The 23,854-nt window shown below is 57.1% G+C and carries 13 protein-coding genes and 2 rRNA genes; 8 read left to right on the forward strand and 7 right to left on the reverse strand.

Translation table 11 applies throughout. The features are described from left to right. Positions 1-273 precede the first annotated feature (273 nt). Positions 274-2,319 carry a 30S ribosomal protein S1 gene (gene rpsA / locus H9S92_RS00820; protein WP_187464830.1) on the reverse strand — a complete coding sequence of 682 codons (2,046 nt, stop codon included), beginning with the start codon at positions 2,317-2,319 and terminating at the stop codon, positions 274-276. Between the two features lie 207 nt (positions 2,320-2,526). Further along, on the reverse strand, positions 2,527-3,318 hold the full coding sequence (locus H9S92_RS00825) for a T9SS type A sorting domain-containing protein (protein ID WP_187464831.1): 792 nt from the start codon (positions 3,316-3,318) through the stop codon (positions 2,527-2,529). Between the two features lie 239 nt (positions 3,319-3,557). On the opposite strand from H9S92_RS00825, the gene pheT reads away from it, so the two are divergent. From pheT to rny, 4 genes are all read left to right on the forward strand, one after another. Continuing rightward, entirely contained in the window at positions 3,558-6,020 is a 2,463-nt protein-coding gene (gene pheT, locus H9S92_RS00830; protein WP_187464832.1) for a phenylalanine--tRNA ligase subunit beta, read from the forward strand. Between the two features lie 113 nt (positions 6,021-6,133). Continuing rightward, positions 6,134-6,430 (forward strand): hypothetical protein, encoded by a 297-nt coding sequence (locus H9S92_RS00835; RefSeq protein WP_187464833.1) that lies wholly within the window; start codon positions 6,134-6,136, stop codon positions 6,428-6,430. A gap of 3 nt (positions 6,431-6,433) precedes the next feature. Beyond that, positions 6,434-6,736 (forward strand): cell division protein ZapA, encoded by a 303-nt coding sequence (locus tag H9S92_RS00840; RefSeq protein ID WP_187464834.1) that lies wholly within the window; start codon positions 6,434-6,436, stop codon positions 6,734-6,736. 251 nt (positions 6,737-6,987) lie between these two features. Continuing rightward, positions 6,988-8,676 (forward strand): ribonuclease Y, encoded by a 1,689-nt coding sequence (gene rny, locus H9S92_RS00845; RefSeq protein ID WP_187464835.1) that lies wholly within the window; start codon positions 6,988-6,990, stop codon positions 8,674-8,676. A 75-nt stretch (positions 8,677-8,751) separates the two neighbouring features. Here rny and H9S92_RS00850 read toward each other — a convergent pair whose 3' ends face one another. Further along, the gene (locus tag H9S92_RS00850; protein WP_187464836.1) at positions 8,752-9,921 is read right to left on the reverse strand and encodes a thioredoxin family protein; all 1,170 of its coding nucleotides are present in this window, start codon (positions 9,919-9,921) and stop codon (positions 8,752-8,754) included. A 368-nt stretch (positions 9,922-10,289) separates the two neighbouring features. Between H9S92_RS00850 and uvrA the strand changes: the two genes are divergently transcribed. Next, on the forward strand, positions 10,290-13,121 hold the full coding sequence (uvrA, locus tag H9S92_RS00855) for an excinuclease ABC subunit UvrA (protein WP_187464837.1): 2,832 nt from the start codon (positions 10,290-10,292) through the stop codon (positions 13,119-13,121). Positions 13,122-13,417: 296 nt separating this feature from the next. Here the strand turns inward: uvrA and H9S92_RS00860 are convergent, their stop codons facing one another. Then, complete coding sequence (locus H9S92_RS00860) at positions 13,418-13,975, reverse strand: hypothetical protein (RefSeq protein WP_187464838.1); 558 nt, start codon at positions 13,973-13,975, stop codon at positions 13,418-13,420. 342 nt (positions 13,976-14,317) lie between these two features. Further along, entirely contained in the window at positions 14,318-15,298 is a 981-nt protein-coding gene (locus H9S92_RS00865) for an OmpA family protein (protein ID WP_187464839.1), read from the reverse strand. A gap of 137 nt (positions 15,299-15,435) precedes the next feature. Here H9S92_RS00865 and H9S92_RS00870 point away from each other — a divergent pair, with 137 nt between their 5' ends. The 3 genes from H9S92_RS00870 to H9S92_RS00880 all read left to right on the forward strand — a co-directional run bounded on the left by H9S92_RS00870 (position 15,436) and on the right by H9S92_RS00880 (position 20,135). Beyond that, positions 15,436-18,594 carry a sensor histidine kinase gene (locus tag H9S92_RS00870; RefSeq protein ID WP_187464840.1) on the forward strand — a complete coding sequence of 1,053 codons (3,159 nt, stop codon included), beginning with the start codon at positions 15,436-15,438 and terminating at the stop codon, positions 18,592-18,594. A gap of 116 nt (positions 18,595-18,710) precedes the next feature. Next, complete coding sequence (locus H9S92_RS00875) at positions 18,711-19,364, forward strand: response regulator transcription factor (protein ID WP_187464841.1); 654 nt, start codon at positions 18,711-18,713, stop codon at positions 19,362-19,364. Between the two features lie 198 nt (positions 19,365-19,562). Beyond that, positions 19,563-20,135 carry a hypothetical protein gene (locus tag H9S92_RS00880; RefSeq protein WP_187464842.1) on the forward strand — a complete coding sequence of 191 codons (573 nt, stop codon included), beginning with the start codon at positions 19,563-19,565 and terminating at the stop codon, positions 20,133-20,135. A gap of 245 nt (positions 20,136-20,380) precedes the next feature. Here the strand turns inward: H9S92_RS00880 and rrf are convergent. Continuing rightward, positions 20,381-20,493 (reverse strand): 5S ribosomal RNA (rrf, locus tag H9S92_RS00885). A 265-nt stretch (positions 20,494-20,758) separates the two neighbouring features. Then, positions 20,759-23,614, reverse strand: a 23S ribosomal RNA gene (locus H9S92_RS00890). Positions 23,615-23,854 lie beyond the last annotated feature (240 nt).

Below are 23,854 nucleotides of genomic sequence, written 5' to 3' on the forward strand. Positions count from 1 at the left end.
CCTTGGATTACAGCTTAATTTTTTTGAGCAAATCTCCATTTCTTCACTCGAAGGCAAATCTGTGCCATCCACGATAAGAGAAATTTCAAATTCGCAACATTGCCCTGATAGGCTCGCCACAACCGACAGGCAAAGCAACCCTACAAAAATAAGTTTCTTTACCCAAGAACAAAATGAGATCAAATTTCTTTCCATGGCAATTAAGGATAATTAAAAAGGCCACCTTCCCAGCGTGGAAAGGTGGCCTTAAGATCGGAAGAAAAGCTGAGAATGTTATTCTCCGTCTTCGTCGTTGTTGCTAAGCTGCTCGCGCAGGAGGCCGAAGGCGGAAAGATCACCCAGGGTGGAGGGCTCGTTGCTGGCGCTCGTTTTCTGGATGGCTTTACGAATGGTTTCGCGCTCTTCCTGCCGTTCCTTAGACACCTGGTCTTTGGCTTCGCGGCGGATGTCGTTGACGTAGCGGCTGTGGCTGACGGTCAGGCGCTTGGATTCGCGATCGAATTCAATCACCTTCACGGTCAGGGTCTCGTCTACTTCAGCGATGCTACCGTCTTCCTTGCGCATCAGCTTGATGGGGCCGTAGGCTTCCAGGCCGTAGGGCATCTGTACGATGGCGCCGCGGTCGTCCTTGCGGAGTACGGTTGCTTCGTGGTAGCTGCCTTCGGGGAATACGGACTCGAAAGATTCCCAGGGGTTTTCTTCGAGTTGTTTGTGGCCGAGAGACATTTTGCGGTTCTCTTCGTCCACTTCCAATACCACCACGTCGATTTTCTCGCCAACTTTAGTGAATTCGGAGGGGTGGCTGAAGCGCTTCGTCCAGGAAAGGTCGCTGATGTGGATCATCCCGCCAATGCCTTCGTCGAGTTCCACGAAGACACCGTAGGGGGTAAGGTTTTTGACTTTACCGGTGTGGTTGGAACCTACACCAAATCCGCTGTTGATCCGCTCCCAAGGATCGCTGGCCAGTTGTTTGATGGAGAGGGACATCTTGCGGTCGTCGCGGTCGATGGTCACTACCCTGGCCTTCTTCATCTCGCCTACGGTGAAGTACTCACGGGCGTTGATGGGCTGGTTGCTCCAGCTTACTTCGCTGACGTGAACGAGGCCTTCTACGCCGGGCTGGATTTCGAGGAATGCGCCGTAGTCTTCGATGTTGACCACTTTGCCTTCCACGGTGCTGCCCTCGGTGATCGTCTCGTCGAGTACTTCCCAGGGGTGTGGGAGGAGCTGCTTGAGACCGAGGCTGATGCGTTTCTTGTTCTCGTCGAAATCGAGTACGGCCACGTTGACTTTCTGGTTGAGGTCCAGTACGTCGCTGGGGTGGTTGATCCGTCCCCAGCTGATGTCCGTGATGTAGAGCAGGCCGTCAACGCCACCGAGATCCAGGAATGCACCAAAGTCGGTGATGTTCTTAACGATGCCTTCGAGAACCTGTCCACGTTCGAGGGAAGCGATGATGGCTTCGCGCTGCTCGGCCAGGTCGCTCTCGATGAGGGCCTTGTGAGATACGACGGCGTTTTTGATGGTCTCGTTGATCTTTACGACCTTGAACTCCATCGTTTTGCCTACGTAGGCATCGTAATCGACGATCGGCTTGATGTCGATCTGCGAACCGGGGAGGAAGGTTTCGAGACCGCCGCAGTCGGCGATGAGTCCACCCTTCGTTTTGCTGATTACGCGGCCGTTGATGACCGTTCCGTTGGCGTAAGAATCGCGGATGCGATCCCAGGCGCGGAGCAGCTTAGCCTTGCGGCGGCTGAGCACCAGCTGGCCACGCTCGTCTTCCTGCTGTTCTACGTAGACCTCTACGGTATCGCCTACTTTCAGGTCCTGGTCGCGGAATTCGGAAAGCGGCAGGAGGCCGTCGCTCTTGTAGTTCAGGTCGAGGATAACGTCGCCATCAATAATGCTGGAGACTTTGGCCGACATGATCTCTGCCTCGGCGATGTTGGTCATGGAAGCTTCGTATTCCTGCTCCAGCGAAGTCCGCTCGTCGGCGGAGTAACGGCTGGCGGCAGAACGCGCGCGCATGTTCCAGTTGAAATCGTCGTGGGCTGAACCCGTCGCACCGCTGAGGTCTTCCTCTTCGATTTCGACGCCTTCTTCCTTTACTTCTTCTGCTAAAACGACCTCTACCCGGGAGGCTTCCTTGCGGATCACCTTTACGGCGGGTTGGGCTTCTTCTTCGTCTTCAGCGACTTGTTCCGTTGGAGCACTAGCTTCAACAGTTTCTTCGCTGGCCTCCGGTGCCGCATTGGTCACGGGAGTTTCTTCAGTTCCACCGTCAACGGTTGGATCCTTGTCATCATCCATCATCATGGGATGCAAAATTTAAATGGTTAAATACACACAACCACTTCGGGGGTGGTTTTTCCCCACTTTGCCAGACGGGTCCGGCAAAAGCCGCGCAAAGGTAGTAATTCCCCTATTAAGAAACAAGTTTTTCACCGGAAGCTTTTGCCAGAGGACACGCAAAGGCAATCCCAAGGAATGGGTTGTAAGAGAATCTAAGAGAACATGAGCGAATCAGGCCCCGAAGCGACGGTGCAGCAACCGCAAGGTCTTGAGCTTTTTGCCCTGGGAATCGTAGATGGATACGAGGTAGAGGCCATCGGGCAGGTCCTGGATTTCGTAGCCATCTTTGCCCATCGGCCGTTCGAAGGTACGCAGGCGCTTACCCAAAGTATTGGCCACCTCGATCTTCCCCAGTTTCACGCCCGGCGGGGCCTCCACAAAAAAGCGCTCGTAGGCGGGGTTGGGGTACAGCCGCACGTCAGTGGGAACGGGACGATTGGCGGCCGCAGCCTCGTAGGCGGCGGTGGACAGGGGCAGGCTGGGGGGGGTGGCGGCATTCACCCGGGGCCGACGGATCACCTTGGTGGCAAAAGTCGACGTTGCCAGGATGTTCCCCGGTACGGTCAGGTCAGAAAAGCGCACTTCAATGCTGCCTTCCCCGCTGATGCCTTCGGGCTGGAGGACAATATAAAAGGATGCAGATTCCCCGGGGGCAAGGCGAACGGGGATGTCTCCCTGCCCGTCGTCCTCCGAAAGGACGTAGGGAGCCGTACGGCTGCGGCGGCTGAAAGTGCCGTATTTCCAGGCCCTGGGTTTGTTTCCCACCAGTTGTTCCTGTACCAATTGGATGGTCCGCCCCGAAATGTTGGTGACCGTCACGTTGGTAATGTCCTGGTAGTCCTCGTCTAAATCATCGACGACTACTTCCTTGACGACATTGCCTGGCTCAACGCGAAGAACCGTTCCTTGCGCAAGCACGTAAAGGCTGAAAAGGGAAAGCAACAAGAGTAACGGTGACTTCATCAAAGCGGGTGGGAGAACTTGTATTTGCTCTTGGGGTAACTGCAAAAGTATTTTGAAAGTTAGCAAAGATGACAAAATAATACTAACCCAACCGGCTTATTCTGTCCGTCACCGGCCAATTTAACGCTTTAGTAGCATTTTGGAGGGCTTTCGGTCGGTCCGGGTAAGGGAACGGCGGAAAATTTCAGCGACCTGTTTTCCCTTCCCGGTCGGTTTGGCTGTCCTATCTTTGCCGCCCTATGAAAGTATCCCTGAACTGGTTGCGCCAGTACCTAGATATCGATCTCGAGCCCGCCCAAATCGGCCAGATCCTCACGGGCACGGGCCTGGAGGTGGAAGGCATCGAGAAAGTGGAGTCCATCCCCGGCGGCCTGGCGGGCGTGGTGGTTGGCCACGTTGTGGAGTGCGGCCCCCACCCCGGTGCCGACCGCCTTTCGCTGACCAAAGTTGACCTCGGCGGCGGCGAACCGGTCTCCATCGTTTGCGGAGCGCCCAACGTTGCGGCGGGCCAGCACGTCTTGGTCGCCACCGTCGGCTGTACCCTGCACCCCCTTAACGGGGAGCCCCTGACCATCAAAAAAGGCAAAATCCGCGGCGAAGTCTCGGAGGGCATGATCTGCGCCGAAGACGAACTCGGCCTGGGCGAAAGTCACGCGGGCATCATCGTGCTGGAAAAACCCTACGCGCCGGGCACCCCCGCCAGCACGGTCTTCAACCTGCAGGAAGATTACGTCTACGAAATCGGCCTCACGCCCAACCGCTCCGATGCCACCAACCACCTCGGCGTAGCCTTCGACCTGGCCGCCGCCCTCAGCGTCACCCAGGGCAAGACCATTGCCCTGAAACGGCCCGACGTTTCGGCCTTCCGCGCGGGCAGCAAGCCTCCGCTGCCGGTGCAGGTCCAGGACCCCACCCAGGCACCCCGCTACGCTGGCCTGACCATCGAAAACCTGCAAGTGGCTCCGAGCCCCGACTGGCTGCGGCAGGCCCTCCAGGCCATCGGCGTACGCCCCATCAATAATGTGGTGGACGTGACCAATTACGTCCTCCACGAGCTGGGCCAGCCGCTGCACGCTTTTGATCTCGATAAGATTGCGGGCGGGGCCATCTTCGTCGAAAAACTACCCGCCGGAACACCATTCGTAAGCCTCGACGGGCAGGTGCGCAGCCTGAGTGACGACGACCTGATGATCTGCGACGGACAGCACCAGCCCATGTGCATCGCTGGCGTTTTTGGCGGTGCGGGCAGCGGGGTTACGGACGGCACCACGCGCATTTTCCTGGAATCCGCCCACTTCGAAGCCGGCACCACCCGCCGCAGCAGCATGCGCCACGGCCTGCGCACCGACGCCGCCCGGGTCTTCGAAAAAGGCAGCGACCCTAACATTACCGTTTACGCCCTCCAACGCGCCGCCCTCTTGCTGGAACAAATTGCCGGCGGGCGGGTGAGCAGCCAATTGCTCGATCTCTACCCCCAGCCCGTGGCTCCGCAACAAATCACCGTGCGCGACCAACGCGTGCGCGACATCATCGGGGCCGATCTGGCGCGGCCGCAGGTGCAAAGCATCGTTGAAAGCATGGGGATGAACATCGTCTCCTCCGGACCGGAGAGCTTCGTCGTAGCCGTACCAACGAATAAGACCGATGTCCTCCGGGAAATCGACGTCATCGAAGAAATCCTGCGGATCTACGGCTTCGACAATGTCCCGACGCCCACCATGATCACCACGGCCATGATCGTTGCGCCGCAGCCCGACCCCCACTACCTGCGGGAGCTGGCCGGCGACCTCCTGAGCGCCAACGGTTTCCACGAAATGATGGCCCTCTCCCTGAGCGAGAGCCGCTTCTACGAACCAGGCGAAGACGGGCAGCCCAACCCCTCGCTGGTCTACATCAACAACACCAGCAACGTCCACCTCGATGTGATGCGTCCCGGCCTGCTGATGAGTGCCCTGGAAGCCGTGGCCCACAACCACAACCGGCAGCAGCACGATTTGCGGCTCTTCGAATTCGGCCGCAGCTACCACCTCGACCGCGAGAAGCCCCCCGGCAAGCAGTACCGGGAGATCAACCAACTCAGCCTGACCATGACGGGGCAGAAGCGGGCGGAAAGCTGGCACCCTGCGCCGGCCGGCTCGAAAAACGTTGGGTTCTACACCCTTAAGGCAGCGGTCGAACTCCTCTTCCAACGCTTCGGCATCGAGGGGTACCGGACGGACGAAGCGCCGCCGGAGGGCTACAGCTACGGCCTGCGCTACAACAAAGGCCCGCTGGTACTGGCAGACTTTGGCGCTGTCCATCCCCGGCACCTGCGTAAGCGCCAAATAAAAACCGACGTCTTTTTCGCGGAAATTAACTGGGACAATGTGCTGCGTGTCCTGCCGCGCAAGCCCGTGCAGGTAACTACCCCGGGCCGCTATCCTTCCGTGCGGCGCGACCTGGCGCTGATCCTGGATAAGGCCGTCTCTTTTGCCGAAGTGGAACGCCTGGCGCGCAAGGCGGAGAAAAGCATCCTGCGGGAGGTCAACCTCTTCGACGTCTACGAGAACGCCGAGCAGCTCGGGGCGGGTAAAAAAAGCTACGCGGTGAGCTTCCAACTGGAAAGCGAAGACCGGACGCTCGACGATAAGGCCGTGGACAAAGTAATGAGTGCCATCGAAGGCACCCTGACGAGACAACTTGGGGCCGAAGTGCGGCGTTAAAGCCGTGGTTTGACGGCAGGTTACGGCATATTGCCCAAGGTACAGTATCTTGGCAGCCGGTATGTGGACCTCCGCGTACGTCTACCCTATTCTGCATCCCGAAACACATTAAAATGGAGCCGTTAGCCTTACTTGACGGTTTAGAAATAAAACTTCGGCAACTTGCCGCTAAAGCAGACCGCCAACGGGCGGACTACGAGCGGACCATTGCCGAAAATCAACAACTCAAGCGGGAGCTCGATCGCCAGACCGGCATCGTCAACTCGCTGAAGGATAAACTCGAACGCAGCCGGCCGAATGCCGAAACCGAGGCTTCCGCCCCGGCTTCTGGCCTCGCGGAACCGCGGGAAACGATTGAATTTTGCCTCCGCGAAATTGATCGTTGCCTCGATTGGCTGCAACGGAATTGATATATGGCGGAATCTGCCCAGGATAATAACCCCATCATCGTGGTCATTGCAGGCCGCCCTTATCCCCTCCGCGTAGCGGCGCGGGACGAGGAAGGGCTGCGTGAACTGGTCAAGGAAATCAACCAACGTTTTAACGATTTCCAGATCAAGTACAGTGACCGTGATAAACAGGATTGCCTGGTCATGACCCTCCTGACCTACGCCGATGAATTGCGCGGCGTCCGCACCTGGTCTGATACGGGCCAGAGCGGTGAACTGGCCCGGCGCCTGGATGCCCTCAACACCTTGGTGGAGGGGATGCTTTAGCGTTCGGATGGATGGTTTTCCGGTGGCCGCTGCCACCCTGGCCGAGGGCTTTTCGTTAAGAGTTTACCTTTCTATTCCCGTTGTTGATGTTCACCTTTTTTTTAACCCGCTGCTCGCCGGATGGTCAGTTGGGCAAATACCACGTTGTGCCCTTTTTTGCCTCCACTGGTTCCGGTGGATCGAAAACTAAAGCACAGACTGGTAAATACCCCAATCCTCCAGTTCAGTAGCCGCACTCAATCATCAAAACAATGGAATATATTCTAGGGGCGGTTGGCCTCTTACTCGGTGCCGTCATTATGTATTTTGTCGGGGCCGGACAACGCAAAAAAATCCTGGAAGGGCAAAGCCAGCAGGACCAAAGCTACAAGCTCGAAGCCGAGAAAGTGGTCTCCGACGCCAAGCTTAACGCCGAGAAGATTATTGCCGAGGCCAAACTGACGGCCGAGAAAACCTTCAGCGAATTCAAAGACAAGCAGGAAGAATTCAAGCAGGAAAAAATCCGCGAAAGCCGGGAGAAATTTCAACGCTTCAAAGACGAATTCAAGCAGGAGAAAGAAGACGAGCTGGTAGAGCTCAAGGCCAAGCGCGAAGCCCTCAAAGAAGAACAGGCCGCCATGAAGGAAGAGCGCGCCAGCTTCAAAGCCGACCGCGACGAGATCCTCAAACTCCAGGAGGCCGTCAAAATCCAGGAGCAACAGTTGGAGCAGCGCAACAAAAAACTGACCGAAGAAATCGAGCGGGCCCGCCAGAAGCAGGAAGAGCTGGAGCACCAGCACGAACGCTTCACCAGCGAGTTGGAAAAAATTGCCAGCCTGAGCCAGGAAGAAGCCCGCGTGCGGCTGATGGAAGACGTACGCGGCAAAACCGAGAACGAGGCCATGGCCCTGAAGCGGGAGATTCTCGAAGCCGCCAAGGAAGACGCCGCCAAGGACGCCCGCAAAGTGGTCATCAACACCATCCAGCGGATGTGTTCCGAGATGACCATTGAAAACACCGTCTCCGTTTTCCCCCTCGACAACGACAATGTGAAAGGGCAGATCATTGGCCGCGAAGGACGCAACATCCGCGCCATCGAAGCCGCCACCGGTGCCGAATTGGTCGTAGATGATACGCCGGAGACCATCGTCATTTCCAGCTTCGACCCCATCCGCCGTGAAATCGCCCGCCTTTCGCTCAAGCGCCTCGTCACCGACGGCCGCATCCACCCCGCCCGCGTAGAGGAAGTTGTCGCTAAAACGAAGAAGGAGCTCACGCAGCAAATCATGGAAATCGGTAAGAAAACGGTGGTGGAACTCGACATCCACAACCTGCCCTCCGACCTCGTCCGCTACGTAGGCCGCATGCGCTTCCGCAGCAGCTACGGACAAAACCTCCTCAAGCACTCCATCGAAACGGCCCACCTCTGCGCTACGATGGCCGCTGAAATGGGGATGAACAAAAACCAGATCAAACTCGCCAAACGCGCTGGCCTGCTCCACGACATCGGCAAGGTGGCCGAAGAAGACAGCGAACTGAGCCACGCCCTCTACGGCATGGCCCTGTGTGAAAAGCTCGGCGAAAACCCCATCGTCGTCAACGCCGTCGGGGCGCACCACGATGAGATCGAGATGAACAACCTCATCTCCTGCATCGTCCAGGCCTGTGACGCCATCTCCGGTGCCCGGCCCGGTGCCCGCCGGGAGATCCTGGACGGCTACATCAACCGCATCAAGGAACTCGAAGAAATCGCCAAGAAGAACCAAGGCGTCTCTTCCGCCTTCGCCATGCAGGCGGGCCGCGAGCTCCGCGTCATCGTCGAAGCCGATAAGGTATCCGACCAGCACGCCGACGAACTCAGCTTCAAGATCAGCCAGGAAATCCAGGAAACGATGCAGTACCCCGGCCAGATCAAAGTGATGGTCATCCGCGAAACCCGCGCCGTGGCGTACGCACGGTAGGATATTCCCGCCACCATAAAAAAGGCCCCCGGCAGATCGCTACCGGGGGCCTTTTTCGTGGTGGAGAAAGCAGTTTTACAGTTTCAGGATCTTCTCCGTATCGCTGTAATCGGTGCCATCGGCCTTTGCCATTTCGATGGCTTTGCGGGCGGTTTCCTGGGCTTTTTCCTTATTGCCCATTTTGCTGTACAACCAGGCCAGGGTATCGAGGTTGGCGTAGTTGGCGTTGAGGGCGACGGATTCCTGGGCCCAGCTTAAGGCCATTTTCAGTTGGTTCGGATCGTCGCTGCTTTCGTAGACGTTCCAGGCGGCCGTGTTGAGTTCTACGTAGTCGGTGCTGCCGTAGGTGCCCAGGTAGGCGATGGCGGCGGGGACGTAAGCTTCCATGTTCTGCGACTGCTGGGCGTGGAACATAGCGTAGTGCAGCATGAGGCGGTCTTTCTGCGCGGCGGCGTACCGGGTGTAGTAGGCTTCCATTTTTTCCTTGGGGGGCAGGACGCGGGCACCGGCGTCTTCCATGTACTGCGTGACGAGGGAGCGCTGGAGGGTCATTGCGTACTTGCCGGGGCCGACCATCGCAATGGCGGCGTCGGCATTTTCCAGCAGGTAGGTCAGGCCTTTGTCTCCGGGTTTGCCGGGGTTGGCGATGATGAGGCCGATGGTGGCAGGGTCAGACCAGTCCTTGAGGCCATCGAGGTAATTGCTGATGACCGTGGCGGCGCGCTCGTTTTCGTAGACGGCGTTGAGGGTTTCGGCGTAGGCCAGCACGAACTCGCTGCCGCGTTCGCCGGCGTCGTAACGTTTGTTGAGGGCACCGAGGCTTTGGGGGCCAACGGCGGCATCGGCCAGCGCCAAAAAGGCATCCTGGGGGATGTAACCGAGGCCCTTGTGGACCAGGTCTCCGTTGCCATCAATGAACAGATAGGTGGGGTAAGCCGCTACGTTGTAGCGCCGGGCCAGTTCGGGGCCTTCGCCCTTTTCCATGTCGAACTTGGCGTTGATGAAGCGTTCGTTGTAGACTGCGCCGACGGCCTCGAGGGGGAAAACTTTGGCGGCCATCATCTTGCAGGGGCCACACCAGGTGGTGTAGGCATCGACGAAGATCACCTTGTTCTCGGCCTTGGCCTGGGCGATTAGATCAGCGAATGGCTTCTCGACGAAGGTCATGCCGGTGGTGGCTGCCTCCTTCTGCGCACCGAGGCTCAGGGAAAACAGGCAAAGCAGAAGGTAAAAGGTAAACTTCATTGCGTTTTTTTGTAGATGAGGTTCAAAAATACGAAGATTGTGGCTCCCCTCCCTAAACGCGCTGCGGGTGGGGATAATTGCCGGGCTGCTTTGCGGGGCGCGGCCGCAGGTGCTCCCCCCCGGCCCCCCGAAGGGGGGAGTCAGGACAAGGAGCAGTGGAAGGCTCCCGAGACCCAGCTTAATCAGGTAAAAGGAAGCACCCTTCTTACCACAAATATTTAATATTTTTGTGATTTTGGCACAAATTGATTTTTTTAGTCCGTTTTGAACCTACTTCCCCCGCTCATCATTCGTACCTTTGCACCTGCGGCCGCGCCCTTCTCCACCTCCGGGCGTCGCCACGTACCAACCGCTCAATCTCCCGTCCCTTGTCCCGGAATACCGACCTTAGCTCCGCCGATCTCCGCACCTCGATCTTCATCAAAGGTGCCCGCGCCAACAACCTGAAGAACGTCGATCTGGTCATTCCCAAAAACCAGCTGGTGGTGGTGACGGGCGTGAGCGGCAGTGGCAAATCGAGCATCACGATGGATACGCTCTTCGCCGAGGGGCAGCGCCGCTACGTGGAATCCCTGAGCAGCTACGCCCGGCAGTTCCTGATGCGGATGAAAAAACCTGACGTCGATTTCATCCGCGGCATCTGCCCGGCCATCGCCATTGAGCAAAAGACCACCACGGCGAACGCCCGTAGTACAGTGGGCACCCTGACGGAGATATACGATTTCCTGCGCCTGCTCTACGCCCGCGCCGGCCACACCTACAGCCCCGTGAGCGGCAACGAGGTGAAGCGCCACAGCGTGACCGACGTAGTGACCCACATTCTGGGCCTGCCCACCGGCAGCCGCGTTTACCTCTACGCCCCCCTGACCCGCACCTACGAAGACCGGACCCTGCGCCGCGAGCTGGAACTGTTGCAGCAAAAAGGCTACACCCGGGTGCTCGACGACGACGAGGTGCGCGAAATCGAAGAGGTGCTGGCCGAAAATGGCCCCTCGCTCGCCAAGACCCTCAACGCCCTGGACGACCACGAGGAACTCATGGTCTTGATCGACCGCTTCGTGGTAAATACCGAAGACGAAGAAAACAACAAACGCATTGCCGACTCCGTACAGACGGGCTTCAGCGAGGGCAGCGGCGAGGTGATCGTGTACCTGGACCACCAGAACTGGACGGCCTGGAACAACCGCTTTGAGCTCGATAACATGAGCTTCCTGGAACCGAGTCCGGCGCTGTTCAACTACAACAATCCCTTCGGCGCCTGCCCCACTTGCGAGGGTTTTGGTCGCACGATGGGCATCGACGAAGACAAGGTCATCCCCGACCCCAGCAAATCCGTCTACGAAGGCGCAGTTGCTCCCTGGAATGGCGCGACCTACGGCAGTTGGGAAAAAGACTTCCTGCGGCAGGCCAATAAGTTCGATTTTCCCGTCCACACCCCCTACGCTGACCTGACGCGGGAGCAGGTGCGGGTGTTGTGGGACGGCAACCAGCACGTGGGGGGCATCACCGATTTTTTCGATGACCTGGGCAAGAAGCTCTACAAGATCCAGAACCGCATCATGCTGGCCCGTTTCCGGGGGCGCACCACCTGCCATACCTGCCGGGGCGGCCGCCTGCGCCGCGAAGCGGAGTACGTAAAAGTCGGCGGCGTAGCCATCACCGAATTGCTGGACCTGCCCATCGATCTGCTCCAGAAACACTTCCTGGAACTTAAGCTGAACGAGCACGACAGCACCATCGCCCGGCGGTTGTTGCTGGAGATCAACAACCGCTTGCAGTCGATGATGGACCTGGGCCTGAGCTACCTCACCATCAACCGCCTGAGCAGTACCCTGAGCGGGGGCGAAAGCCAAAGGATCAACCTGACCCGTACCCTGGGGAGCAACCTGACGGCGAGCATGTACATCCTCGACGAGCCCAGCGTGGGCCTGCACCCCCGCGACACCGAGCGCCTGGTGAAGGTACTCTACCGCCTGCGCGACCTGGGCAACACCGTACTCGTGGTAGAGCACGAAGAAGGAATCATTGCCGCGGCGGATTACCTGATTGACGTCGGTCCTGCAGCCGGCGTGCACGGCGGGGAGATCGTTTTCGCCGGTCCCTACGCCGCCATTTACGACGAAGCGACGGAGAGCCTGACGACGAAGTACATGACGGGGCGGATGTCCGTCCCCGTACCCGCGCAACGGCGCAAGCTCACCAACTGGCTCACCATTGAAGGCGCGCGGATGCACAACCTCAAAAAAGTGGACGCCCGCATACCGCTCAATGCCCTTACGGTAGTTTCGGGGGTCTCCGGAAGTGGAAAGACCAGCCTGATCAAGGGCATCCTCTACCCGGCGTTGCGCCGCGAGCTGGGGGAAGGCTCCAGCCAGGCCCCCGGTCCCCACAAATCCCTGGGCGGCGATCTGAAGCTCCTGAGCCAGGTGGAGATGGTCAACCAAAGCCCGATTGGTAAGTCGAGCCGCTCCAATCCCGTCACCTACGTGGGTGCCTACGACACGATCCGCAACCTGATGGCCAGCCAGCAGTTGGCCAAGATCCGGGACTACAAGCCGGGGCACTTCAGCTTCAACGTCGATGGTGGTCGGTGCGACACCTGCAAGGGGGAAGGAGAGCAGATGGTGGAAATGCAGTTCCTGGCCGACGTTCGCCTGGTGTGTGAAGAATGCAACGGTGCCCGCTTCAAGAAAGAGCTTCTGGACGTGCGCTACAACGAAAAGAACATCACGGAGATCCTGGACCTGAGCGTGAACGAAGCCATTGGCTTTTTCGCTGGTGAGGAATCCATCCAGAAAAAGCTGCAGCCGCTGCAAGACGTGGGCTTGGGCTACATCACGCTGGGGCAGTCCTCCTCTACCCTCTCCGGCGGAGAGGCGCAGCGGGTCAAGCTGGCCAGCTTCCTGACCAGGGAAAAGCAAAACGAGCACCTGTTCTTCATCTTTGACGAGCCGACCACGGGTTTGCACTTCCACGACGTAGCCGTTTTGCTGGACGCGCTCAATGCGCTGGTGGAGCGGGGGCACACTGTTTTAGTCGTAGAACACAACCTGGACGTCATCAAATCGGCGGACTACGTCATTGACCTTGGCCCGGAGGGTGGGCGCGATGGGGGGCATATTGTTTTCCAGGGTACGCCGGAAGCTTTGGTGGCGCACGGGGTGGGGTATACTGCGCAGTATTTGGCTGGGGTGTTGTGATTGGGGAGCTTCCCTCTTTTTTGAACCACGGTTTTGGGGGAGCTTCGCTCCTCTTTTTGAACCACTAAGGGCACGAAGAGGTACTAAGAATTTGGGGGAGCTTCGCTCAGTTTTGTACCACGGCTTTTTGGGGAGCTTCGCTCCCCTTTTTTGAACCACTAAGGGCACGAAGAGGGGCTAAGAACGCCTCCCCTATGGTACCCGCTCTGGTGAAAAAAACTTAGTGGACTTAGTGTTCTTAGTGCCCTTAGTGGTGAAAAAATGCTGCGCAGCAGCAACTGTCTGACCGGAATCAATTAAAATGGGCCAGTTACGATGAAGTCATCAAAAGTGGCGAGGTCTTGGAATAGATAAAACTCATTTTTATCCAGGTTCACCGCCAGGTATTTTTCCAGCATGGTATCGTACAGGTGGAAATTCTTGTCTTCACTTATTTTGATCCTCAATCCGGTATTGATCAAAACATCCGCCAGGCTTTCGGGGACGATCATAACTTCATCGGAACTGTGGGGAACCAGGTGCTTTTTGTCTATCGACGCCAGCGCCGAGTCTACCTCACCATTCTCTATCCTCCAGGCCCCATAAGCCTCCTCGTGCTCAAACAAATAGGCGTCACTACTAAAAACAATCGCTATGCGTCCATCCTTTATTTGGTACGTATCAACTGGCGGACCTGTGGAGAAAAAAAGCCTATCATCTTCATCCATCGGGACAGTTTCTTCATCTTCTAAGACATCCACAACAGTCTTATCCTTTTTGTAATGAATGTTATAATAATATGACATTCCATTACGGGCAGTGAAACTCATTTCCAGCATCGTATTATAGTTGATCTTGGCACAATTCTTCAGCATTAGGTGGTATGCTAACTGGAACAAGATATGTTTGAGCAAAATTCAACGTAGGGAGAGAAAAATCTAATCTTGCAACATCGTAATTGAATGTATTTGACAAACATTTTTCCATGCTTCTTTTTAAGAAAGACCTAGGCATCTTCAGATAATTTGCTAACAACCCTGGATACCGAAGACCTGGCATATTCTGAACAATGGAGGTAATAAGGGGTGCTGAATTTCAAACCCGCAGGACTGCTAATTGCAGACTGCGCCCGGAAGGCAAGATACTGCAAATTTCGCGACGCTCCTTGAAGTACGTTGGTGCGTCACATAAACGGGGGTGTTGCTGATTACCCATCCTCATTTACGCAGCACCAGCTCCACCCGGCGGTTCAGGGCGCGGCCCGCATCGGAGTCGTTGGTGGCTTTGGGGGCCAGGAAGGCGAGGCCTTCGGGGAGCAGGCGTCCTTTGGTAATGCGGTAGTGGCTTTCCAACCTTGCTACTACTGCGCTGGCCCGGGCGAGGGAAAGTTTGCGGTTATAGTCGAGGCTGCCGGTCATGTCGGTGTGTCCTACGACAAACAATTGCACCTGCGGCCGCGCCCGCAAATACGCTGCGATTTGGTCGAGAACGGCGTCGGCATCAGCTTCCAGCGTGGCCGAATCGAAGCCAAAATTGATGCCGTAGATGCTTACGCTGCCCCGGGCGGTGAGTTCGTCGGCCAGGTAATCAGGGTTGATGCTGACTTGCCCCAGTTCGGCTGAGTTGGTTTCGATGATGTCCACCAGGTAATTCACCAGTTGGTCGCTGTGGCGCTCGCCGTAGATGGCCACTAAAACGGGACCGGAGGGGCGCTCCAGCCGGCCTACAATGGCAAACTTTCCGCCCGCGGTGGAGGTGCCGGCGAAGAGCTTGCTGGCGGCCGAGTGGGGCGGCTGCTGCGGTGCCAGTGCTACACCTACCCACTGGTTTCCACCGAATTCATTGGCCTTGGGATCGAGGGCCTTTGCCAAAACCTTCACGCCCGCCCGCTGGAAGGCCTTGAGGTAATCGGCGTAGACTTCGCCAATAGACACTTCTTCAGGGCCACCCGGCACTTCGTAGTAGATGCGGTACACCTGGCCCGCGTGCTTTTCGCGTTGACCGATGGTCCGGTAGCCCGTGATGGGGCCCGTGGCCAGGTCGTATTCCAGGTACTTTTCCGTCTGGTACCAGGCAATGTGTGCGCCGGGATAGCGGGTCAGCAGCGGGTGATCCGTGGAGCCGGGCACGTCGGTCTGGGCGAAGACGGCGGTGGACAAAAAGAGGAGGGCGAAGCAGAAAAGAGAAGGGTTACGCATGGCCAGTCGATGGTTTTGTGGAATAAAACTAGGCCCCTCCAGGCGGGCGCGCCATCCCCCAAAAGCGGGATTTGCTATTTTTAGGCGGAATAACCGCTGGCCGGGCCGTTTGCCCACCGTTGGGAATGCTCTCCATTATGCGCCTTTTCCTCTCCCTGCTGCTTTACTGCACTTTGCCTGGAACGGCGGAGGGGCAACCCCGCATTTTCCATTATCCGGAGGGGCACGACCTGGCCTACGGGACGGTGCAAGACCTCCTGGTGGGGTCGGATGGGTACCTCTGGGTGGGTGGTCAAACGAGCCTGCGGCGCTACGACGGCAGTACCACCGAAAATTTTGGCCACCGGCGCGAAGTCCCGGGCAGTCTGAGCAACGATTACGTGCAGGTTCTCTACGAAGACCCTTACGCCCGCCTTTGGATCGGCCACCAGCGTGGCCTTTCCTGGCACAATCCCTCCGACGAGAGTTTCCGAAATTTCCGTCCGCCAATCTCCCCCGGCACCGACGCCAGCGCCGGCTTAATCGTCTACCGCCTCCTGGCCCAGGGCCGGGACAGCCTTTGGGTGGCCAGCGGCGGCGGACTACTCTTGTTCGACGTGGGTACGGAAACCTTCCGGACCGACAGCCTGCTGCTCCGGCGGCAGCGCGCACTCGGCATCGGGGCTATTCGCGACCTGGCCCGCAGGACCGACGGGCAGCTCCTGTTGGCGGGAGACTTTGGCCTGGCCAGCCTGCATCCCTCCAGCGGCGGGCTGCAGTTGCTGCTCAAGGAGCAGTGCTACGGGGTGGCCCAGACGGCCAACGGAGACCTGGTTGTGGCCCGCGCTGGGGCCTTGGAAAGGTACCGTCCGCACGGCAGCGGTCTGGTCCTGCTGGGCAACGTACCCCTGCCAGCCAGCACGGGCGAGCGCCTGTTACCCATTCGTTTGCTGGGAACGGGGGGCGATGTCTTTTACCTGGGCAGCACCAACGGCCTTTTTCGCGTGGATTGGCAAGACGTCTTGCAGCCCCGCCTGCACCACTACTTCCACGACCCCGGAGACCCCAACTCCCTGGCCCACAACAGCGTCTTCAGCCTCGCCATTGCTCCCGCAGACATCCTGCTGATCGGCACGCGCAAAGGGATCGACCGGATCTCCCTGCGCAAGAGCCCCATCCGCATTGTTCAACGTCAGCCCGGGGTGGTGGACCTTTGCCACAACCTCACCAAAGGCTCTGCCTACGACCCCGTTCATCATCTTCTGCTGCTGGGTACGGAGCAAGGCTTATCGATCCTGGACTTGCGGACGGGCAACGTGCGCTGTTACACGCCGGAGACCTTGCCGGGGCTGCGGAAGCACTACATCTTTAACGTGGACCCTGGTCCACGGCCCGGTACTTTCTGGGTGGGCTACCGCCAGGGCGGCGGTAATCTTTTGGTGCTCGATGACCCCGCCGCTCCGCATTTCGAAGCGCTTGACCTGAGCCCCTACTCCCTGGACGGCGAGGCCCTCTACCAAACTGCTCAAGACCCCACCGGTACGCAGTGGCTGGCCACCAGCAATGGCCTTTACGCCTGGCAACCGAGCAGCGGCAACACCCGGGCCTACCTGCCCGATGCGGCCGACTCCAGTGCGCTTTCCAGCGCCAGCCTTTTCAGTGTCTTGTACGACCGCCGGGGGCGGCTCTGGGTCGGCACCCGCAATGCCGGCCTGTGCCTACGCCGGATGATGGACGGCAAGGAGGGCTTCCAGTGCTTCCGTTACGACGAAACGGACCCCGGCAGCCTGCCCAGTGACATGATCCTCCACCTTTTCGAGGACCGCCGCGGGCGCATCTGGGTCAGCAACCCCGAAGCCCTGGCCGTTTATCAGGAAGACGGCACTTTCCGGTCTTTCGGCCTGGCTGACGGCCTGCCGTACGCGCTGTGCTACGGCGTTTTTGAAGATATGCAAGGGCGGCTTTGGGGGTCCTTCGGCGGCAATTTCACCCAGTTTGCGCTTTCCGACGACGGCAGGTTCTCAGTCCAGAATGTCGTCACGCGCCACGATGGTCTCGCCGGGCAGTCCAACGCCCAGTACGGGTGGACGGTGTTGCCCGACGGGCAACTTGCCCTGAGTCAGCGCGACGGGCTCAACCTTTTCCACCCCGATAGTTTACTGCGGGAAGACCATTTCCCGCCCGTCATCCTCACCGGTTTCGAACTTTTTGACCACGTGATCGGCACCAGCATTTCCCAGGACCCCAGTGCGCCGCCCGTGGTTTTGCCCGACGACATCAACCGCCTGGAAGAAATTCGTTTGCCGCCCGGCCAAAACTTCATCAGCCTTTCTTTTTCAGCGCCCGAATTCCGGCCCCACCACTCCACCTATTTTGCCTACCGGATGCGGGGTATCCAGGAAGAATGGACGGACACCGACGGTCGCAATTACCTTTCCTTCCCTCACCTTCCGCCGGGCACCTACACCCTGGAGCTAAGGACGGGTGATGCCCAGGAGCGCTACTCCGACCAGATTCGCCGGCTAAAAATTTACCTGGCGGCACCGTGGTACCAGCGCTGGTGGGCGCTGGCGCTTTTCGCCCTGGCGGGAGGGGCGGTCTTGGGCGCAACCTTCCGTATGCGGGAGCGGCAGCGGCGGCGGGTGGAGGCCGCCCGGATGGCCGAGCGGGAAAATTTTCGCCGGCGAAGTGCCCGTGACTTTCACGACGAAGCGGGCAATCACCTCAGCCGCGTCAGCCTGCTCACAGCCCTGGCCGCCCGGCAGGTAGCAGCGAGTGAGGGGGCGCGGCCGCAGGTGCAGGGCCTGTTGGAGGATATAAGTTCGAACGTACAGGTCGTCCGCGAAGGAATGCGTGATTTCATCTGGGCTCTGGACCCCGACAACGACAATGCCTACGAATTGGCCCTGCGGCTCAAGCGCTTCGGGCAGGATCTTTTTGCCCATCACCCCGCCACTTTCATCAGCAGTGCCATTTCACCAGAATTGGAGGCGATCTCCCTCCGGCCGGATCAACGGCGCCATCTCATCCTCTTGTTCAAGGAGGCGATGCACAATACCTTTAAGCACGCTGCTAGGGCAACCGAAGCGCAGCTTAGCTTCGGGGGGGCGGCCGGGCAACTTCGCCTGGAGTGGCAAGACAATGGTCCGGGCTTTGACCCCGGGCTGCATTCGGAGGGCAACGGCCTGAGGAACATGCGGGAAAGGGCGGAGAAAATCGCCGCCCGGCTGGAGATGCTCCGTTTGCCTGCGGGGGGCTGCCGAATTAGGGTGGAGCTTGCGTTAAAGAGTGACCGACCGGCAGCAGGGAGGGAATAAACCTTGCTCTTTGCGGGTGGCCTGAAAGGGGGCAGCCGTAGGGCCGGGCGGCCGAGAAAGTAAATCCTCCAAACGGGGGATTGGCGGGGCGCGGAGCTTTGGCCTATATTTAGCGGATGCTAAGCCAGCGCAACACTACTGAACGTCCCTTGGAGTTGGTCATCGTGGAAGACGACCGCCGGCAGCGCGAGCTGCTGGAGCTGCTGTTGAACGGCACTCCGGGATTTTACTGCCGGGCGGCTTTCCCCGACGCCGAAGCCTTGCTGGCCGAATTACCGGGCTTGCACCCCGGCCTGGTGCTGATGGACATCGACCTGGGCAGTGGCCGCAACGGGGTGGCGGCGGTGGCGGAGATCAGGGCCCGACGCCCCGAATTGCCGGTGGTGATGCTAACAGTACACGAAGACAGTGACTACGTATTTGCGGCCCTCTGCGCCGGGGCTGTGGGATATCTGGTGAAGGGCATTGCCCCGGCTGAACTGCTGGCGGCGGTGCAGGATGCAGCATCGGGCGGATCGCCGATGAGCCCACAAATTGCCCGGCGGGTGGTACAGACCTTCCACGTTGGCCCCGCCAACCCCCTGACGGAGCGGGAGAAAGAAGTACTCGCGCAGCTTTGTGCGGGAGAAAGTTACCGCAGTATTGCCGAAGCGCTTTTCATCTCGGGGCACACGGTGCGCAGCCACATCAAAAACATTTACGAAAAACTGCACGTCCACACCCGGGCGGAGGCGGTCGTAAAAGCCCTGAAGGATCGGCTCATCCAGTAGCTGAAGCACGGCGTACAGATAATAGCGACGCGGTGTAACGACCATTCCGCGTTGAGACACTAAGGAGGGGCGGGACTGGAAGCTTGCCCCAAAAAGACTAAGTTTACACACGGGGCGGGGTCATTCTCTGCTCTTTTATTCATTCTTTGCACCTGCGGCCGCGCCTAAAAAAGGAGGAGCCCGCACAAAATTTCCTTCATGTTACGGATTACCACAGTATTGATTTTAGCGGGCACCTTGCTGGCCTGCGGCGGAAAAAGCGCCGAACAGGCCGCCGTTGAAGACCTTTACGCCAACGCGACGGAGCAGCTCAAAAACCTGCAGGAAGGGACTACGGAACGGCCCGCGCTGACGCGGGAAGACCTGGAGGCGATGGTTCCCGAAACCCTGCTGGGCCTGGCGCGGACGAGCCTGAGCGCCAACCAGACCGGGGCTATGGGCTTCACGATTTCTACGGCGACGGCGGAATTCAAGAACGAGGATTCGTCTCGGCGGATCAGCCTGACGATCACCGACGGAATGGGGGGCAACCTGCCGGGTATGTCGTTGGTGAACAGCATGACGGTTGACCAGAAAGAGGGGACGCGCATCACCAAAACCACCAGCATCGACGGGCAAAAGGCCATTCTTACCTGGGATTCGGAAACGAAAGACGGGGAGCTGACGGTGATTTTTCCGCAGAGCATTCTTAAACTGGACGGCCATGACCTGAATGCAAAGGAAGATTTGGGGGAGGCATATGGGGAGCTTAGCTTGGGTAAGCTGAAGTAGTTTTGGGGAGCTTCGCTCCTCTTTTTGAACCACTAAGGACACGAAGAGGGGCTAAGGTTTTGGGGAGCTTCGCTCATCTTTTTGAACCACTAAGAACACGAAGAGGCACTAAGCGTATTTCTCTTAGTGCCTCTTCGTGTTCTTAGTGCCCTTAGTGTTGAAAAAAAAGCGAAGCTTGCTTCGCGGGAAAAAATGCCCAAAATGGAGAAAGCCCCACCGCTTTGTAGCGATGAGGCTTTCATAAAAATTGGCGGCGACCTACTCTCCCGGGATCAAGTCCAAGTACCATCGGCGCTGGGCAGCTTAACTTCTCTGTTCGGAATGGTAAGAGGTGATCCTGCCCGCAATAGCCACCAAAGTCTTTTGGTTGGCACTTCAGTGCAAACCACGTTCTTTAGTGAAACGATCAACAAGTGGGAAAGAGAGTGTTCAATAACTTTGCAGCGGACTTTGCTGGCCACGTAAAGACCTGGTTTTGCTGATTTAAAATTTATCATCAAGCGTCAGCTTCAATTTACTTACTCATAAGTTCTAGGGCAATCTATGTTGACCTCGTTTGCTTATTTTGTAGACTTTTCTTAACCGTTTGCCCTACTACACGTAGTACGGCTTTGATTAAGAAAAAAAGGAAGCTGTCGGGCGATTAGTATCACTCGGCTCCATACGTTACCGCACTTCCACCTATGACCTATCAACGCAGTCATCTTCTGCGACCCTCAATGGAATACTCATCTTGAAGTTGGCTTCGTGCTTAGATGCTTTCAGCGCTTATCCATTCCGCACATAGCTACCCGGCACTGCAGCTGGCGCCACAACCGGTACACTAGAGGTGCGTCCATTCCGGTCCTCTCGTACTGGAAACAGATCTTCTCAATATTCCTACGCCCGCAACAGATAGAGACCGAACTGTCTTGCGACGTTCTGAACCCAGCTCGCGTGCCACTTTAATGGGCGAACAGCCCAACCCTTGGGACCTTCTTCAGCCCCAGGATGTGACGAGCCGACATCGAGGTGCCAAACCTCCCCGTCGATGTGAGCTCTTGGGGGAGATCAGCCTGTTATCCCCGGAGTACCTTTTATCCTTTGAGCGATGGCCCTTCCATACGGAACCACCGGATCACTTGAGCCTGCTTTCGCACCTGGTCGAATTGTCTTTCTCTCAGTCAAGCTCCCTTATACTCATACGCTCTTCGCATGATTACCAACCATGCTGAGGGAACCTTTGCGAGCCTCCGTTACGCTTTAGGAGGCGACCACCCCAGTCAAACTACCCACCACACACGGTCCTCCTGTTTTGCAGGAGTTAGTGTCAAAGTATAAGAAGGGTGGTATTTCAAGGACGACTCCACAAGCACTGGCGTGCCCGCTTCGTAGTCTCCCACCTATCCTACACATCTTATACCCTAACACAATGTGAAGCTATAGTAAAGGTTCACGGGGTCTTTTCGTCCCGTTGCGGGTAATCGGCATCTTCACCGATACTTCAATTTCACCGAGCTCATGGCCGAGACAGTGCCCAGATCGTTACACCATTCGTGCAGGTCGGAACTTACCCGACAAGGAATTTCGCTACCTTAGGACCGTTATAGTTACGGCCGCCGTTTACTGGGGCTTCAGTTAAGACCTTCGGATTGCTCCTAAGCCCCTTCCTTAACCTTCCAGCACCGGGCAGGTGTCAGACCCTATACTTCATCTTGCGATTTAGCAGAGTCCTGTGTTTTTGCTAAACAGTCGCCTGGGCCTCTTCACTGCGGCCCCACATCACTGTGGGGCGACGCTTCTCCCGAAGTTACGCGTCTAATTTGCCTAGTTCCTTAGCCATGATTCACTCGAGCGCCTTAGGATACTCTCCTCAACTACCTGTGTCGGTTTACGGTACGGGCCGCTTCACTCGCTATTTCTTGGAAGACGCTTCGGTACACTATCAAATTCCCCCGAAAGGGTCTCTGTACTATCGGCCAGTTTTACCCAGCCTTCAACGTACTATTCCGTCAGTACGCGATACCTACACTACTCCGTCGCTTTCATTGTGAGCGGGTACGGGAATATTAACCCGTTTGCCATCGGCTTCGCCTGGCGGCTACACCTTAGGACCCGACTAACCCGATTCTGATTAACATCGAATACGGAAACCTTAGTTTTACGGCGAAGGGGTTTCTCACCCCTTTTATCGTTACTCATGCCTACATTTGCTTTTGTAGCCGCTCCAGCATACATCGCTGTACACCTTCGGCGCTGACTACAATGCTCCCCTACCACGTACAGACAAGACACGTCTTGTCTCCACATCCATAGCTTCGGTACTGGACTTATGCCCGAGTATTTTCCGCGCAGGAACGCTCGACTAGTGAGCTGTTACGCACTCTTTAAATGAATGGCTGCTTCCAAGCCAACATCCTAGCTGTCTTAGCATCCCCACATCGTTCAATTCAACTTAGCCCAAATTTAGGGACCTTAGCTGATGGTCTGGGTTGTTCCCCTCTCGGCAACGGACCTTATCACCCGCTGCCTCACTGCTGCTACTGTTATGCTGGCATTCGGAGTTCATCAGGGGTTGGTAGGCGGTGAAGCCCCCTAGCCCTATTGGTAGCTCTACCTCCAGCACACATTACACAACGCTGCACCTAAATGCATTTCGGGGAGTACGAGCTATCTCCTGGTTTGATTGGCCTTTCACCCCTACCCACAGGTCATCCGAAAACTTTTCAACGTTTACCGGTTCGGTCCTCCATTCCGAGACTATCGGAACTTCAACCTGCCCATGGGTAGATCACCAGGTTTCGCGTCTACCCCCACTACCTTGACGCCCTGTTAAGACTCGCTTTCGCTCCGCCTCCGGTTCTGAAAACCTTAAACTTGGTAGTGAGGAGTAACTCGTAGGCTCATTATGCAAAAGGCACGCCGTCATCCCATAAGGACTCCGACCGCTTGTAGGCGCACGGTTTCAGGGTCTTTTCACTCCGCTTCTCGCGGTTCTTTTCACCTTTCCCTCACGGTACTTGTTCACTATCGGTCTCTCAGGAGTATTTAGCCTTAGCGGATGGTGCCGCCAAATTCAGACAGGGTTTCTCCGGCCCCGCCCTACTCAGGATACCCAACTCAGCATTCACCGTACCTGTACGGGACTTTCACCCTCTGTGGTCACCTTTTCCAAAGATGTTCCAATTGAGTGAATACTGATTATTCGGGTCCTACAACCCCAAAGCGACGTATCGCCTTGGTTTGGGCTCTTCCGCGTTCGCTCGCCACTACTTGCGGAATCATTAAATTATTTTCTCCTCCTCCGGGTACTTAGATGTTTCAGTTCCCCGGGTTACCTTCCTTGCGGATACTTGGTCTTCAACCAAGTGGGTTACCCCATTCGGACATTCAGGAATTAACGGTCGTTTGCACCTCCTCCTGACTTTTCGCAGCTTACCACGTCCTTCATCGTCTCTGAGAGCCTAGGCATCCCCCGTACGCCCTTATTTCACTTCCTAATCTTAATCCCTAACAACTCTCTCCGAAGAGAAAATTAATTAGCGACAATTCTTACGAAACAAAATAAAGTTATCGAGTAACATTATTTGCCTAAAACTAATGAGTTAGTTATTAAAATATCCAACAGACGCTTGAGAAATGAATTTCTCTCGCAACGAGATCTTATGTGAACATAAAATCCGTTTTAAAATTACTGTTGCTCTCTTTTCCCAACTTGTCAAAGATCGTCACTAAACCCT

The sequence above is a fragment of the Neolewinella lacunae genome (assembly GCF_014349155.1).
Classification (GTDB): domain Bacteria; phylum Bacteroidota; class Bacteroidia; order Chitinophagales; family Saprospiraceae; genus Neolewinella; species Neolewinella lacunae.

Coding starts and splice junctions, on each gene's coding strand:
- rpsA (WP_187464830.1), bottom strand. CDS start 2,319: ATGATGATGGATGATGACAAGGATCCAACCGTTGACGGTGGAACTGAA.
- H9S92_RS00825 (WP_187464831.1), bottom strand. CDS start 3,318: ATGAAGTCACCGTTACTCTTGTTGCTTTCCCTTTTCAGCCTTTACGTG.
- pheT (WP_187464832.1), top strand. CDS start 3,558: ATGAAAGTATCCCTGAACTGGTTGCGCCAGTACCTAGATATCGATCTC.
- H9S92_RS00835 (WP_187464833.1), top strand. CDS start 6,134: ATGGAGCCGTTAGCCTTACTTGACGGTTTAGAAATAAAACTTCGGCAA.
- H9S92_RS00840 (WP_187464834.1), top strand. CDS start 6,434: ATGGCGGAATCTGCCCAGGATAATAACCCCATCATCGTGGTCATTGCA.
- rny (WP_187464835.1), top strand. CDS start 6,988: ATGGAATATATTCTAGGGGCGGTTGGCCTCTTACTCGGTGCCGTCATT.
- H9S92_RS00850 (WP_187464836.1), bottom strand. CDS start 9,921: ATGAAGTTTACCTTTTACCTTCTGCTTTGCCTGTTTTCCCTGAGCCTC.
- H9S92_RS00860 (WP_187464838.1), bottom strand. CDS start 13,975: ATGCTGAAGAATTGTGCCAAGATCAACTATAATACGATGCTGGAAATG.
- H9S92_RS00865 (WP_187464839.1), bottom strand. CDS start 15,298: ATGCGTAACCCTTCTCTTTTCTGCTTCGCCCTCCTCTTTTTGTCCACC.
- H9S92_RS00870 (WP_187464840.1), top strand. CDS start 15,436: ATGCGCCTTTTCCTCTCCCTGCTGCTTTACTGCACTTTGCCTGGAACG.
- H9S92_RS00875 (WP_187464841.1), top strand. CDS start 18,711: ATGCTAAGCCAGCGCAACACTACTGAACGTCCCTTGGAGTTGGTCATC.
- H9S92_RS00880 (WP_187464842.1), top strand. CDS start 19,563: ATGTTACGGATTACCACAGTATTGATTTTAGCGGGCACCTTGCTGGCC.